This window comes from Vibrio sp. Vb1337, from assembly GCF_033338715.1.
In the GTDB taxonomy this organism is placed as follows: Bacteria; Pseudomonadota; Gammaproteobacteria; order Enterobacterales; family Vibrionaceae; genus Vibrio; species Vibrio alginolyticus.
In genome coordinates this window covers 1-1,594 of sequence record NZ_JAWOTD010000077.1, presented here as the reverse complement: position 1 = coordinate 1,594, position 1,594 = coordinate 1, and the positions used below count along the sequence as shown (strand labels likewise).

General features: G+C 34.8%; 2 protein-coding genes. Both read left to right on the top strand.

The genetic code is table 11. From position 1 onward, the window contains the following. Positions 1-109 (top strand): acyltransferase (locus tag R7E42_RS23950; protein ID WP_411978981.1); only part of this gene is annotated, 109 nt, incomplete at its 5' end. A gap of 87 nt (positions 110-196) precedes the next feature. After that, positions 197-430 carry a hypothetical protein gene (locus R7E42_RS23945; protein ID WP_005497910.1) on the top strand — a complete coding sequence of 78 codons (234 nt, stop codon included), beginning with the start codon at positions 197-199 and terminating at the stop codon, positions 428-430. The last annotated feature ends 1,164 nt before the right edge of the window (positions 431-1,594 follow it).

Here is a 1,594-nt window from a genome sequence, read left to right as displayed (position 1 = left end):
TCGCTCAGTAATTGCGGCGAATTCAGTCGTTAACCATGATGTGCCGCCAGATTGTCTATACGGAGGCACACCAGCGAAGTTGATTCGTCGTCTCAACGAAGAAGAGTAAGAATCGATAGTGATGGCATGATGACTCGCTTTACAGGCGTAAGAGAATCATGCCATCAGAAAGGGATAATTCGTCAAGGAGTCTAAGATGTCGAACAAGACAGAAGTCCTCATGTGCCCTACATGTGGGGTAGAAACGCATCATGTCGTGGTGTTAGTTAGAAAGAAAAGTGGCTATGAAGGCGATAAAAATCGCAACAAGAAAGAGTTCATCGCTGGCTTTCTCAAAAGTGTAGTGTTCGGCGCCTTCCTTGCTTCTATGGATGAATTTGAACGTCACTTGATCTGCGAAAACTGTGGTCATAAAACCATTCAACAGTAACTGATAGTCTTTCTTTCTCTGCATAAGTTCATAAGTGCGGTTTGAAGCACTGGTTATTCAAATCGCATTATCCTCTATTAGTGCTTTTGCTCTTCTTATGTTCCTCTCTCAAAAATGAGTCACATTAGTATGCATTTTAACCGCTTGGATGCAGGTAACTCACTGCTATGTATAATAAATTTTGGTGGGAAATACGTGTTTCAGCTCGATGTTTAACCTCTGTTCTATCGACACGTTTTGAGTCAGTAAACACTTAAATTTCGTTTACTTTATGTTGTGCGTGGTGCAATTGTGTGAAATTGGTCACATTAATGTTTAATTTATGAAAAAATAATTAATGAATAGTAATTCACAAATATGCTGACCGTATGTGCTATTTAGTTTTGACTTATCTTTTGATTATTCACTTGGTGAATGTTTTGTTGTTTTTAGATTGACTGAAAGTTTGATTTTCTATTCAAACTTGTGAAAGGTTGAATCGATATATTAGAAAACATGAATTTGATCTTGTTTCTATCTTTTGTTTTAAATGCGAAATTCATTATTAACAACGGATGGTTTTGATGATTTCTCTTGTGTGTATCCCACCAATTTTAGAAATTGAAAATTAAACTTTCTCAATACAATAACGACTAAAATTAAACGGAATGATGTTCTTATATTTTTATTGTATTTTAACTTATACATTTTGACTCATTCATTTTAACTGTTTTTGTTGATTTTAAGTTGTTGATAATAATTGTCTTTTAACTTTTGTTTTAATAGCGTTGCTTTGCTGCTTCTTTAATGTTGTGGTGAGTGGCTTTGTTTATAAAAAGTCATTTTAAAGTGCGTTTTTAAGCAAAGTAGAACGCGACAATACTCAGATAAATAGTATTAAAAAATTAAATAAGGATTTAACCATAAGAGTAATTTTATGGTTGATAGGTTTATTGGGGTTGATTATCTGAATTTTTATGGAATTTCATCCCAATAATCTGTTTGTCTTTAAGTTTATTCTAATGAACTTAATTCTCATGGAAGTTTCAAAACATGCAGCACACAACAAAGTGGATGATGACGCCGCTTGCAATGTTGTTGGGTACGCTGTTTTCAGCGCCATCATTCGCGGTGGAAACGAGTGTAATTGATAGCACTGGCACGCCTGAATCTACACAAAATGAA

What these genes read in the sequence shown, in the direction of transcription:
- R7E42_RS23945 (WP_005497910.1), top strand. Translation starts at nt 197, where the DNA reads ATGTCGAACAAGACAGAAGTCCTCATGTGCCCTACATGTGGGGTAGAA.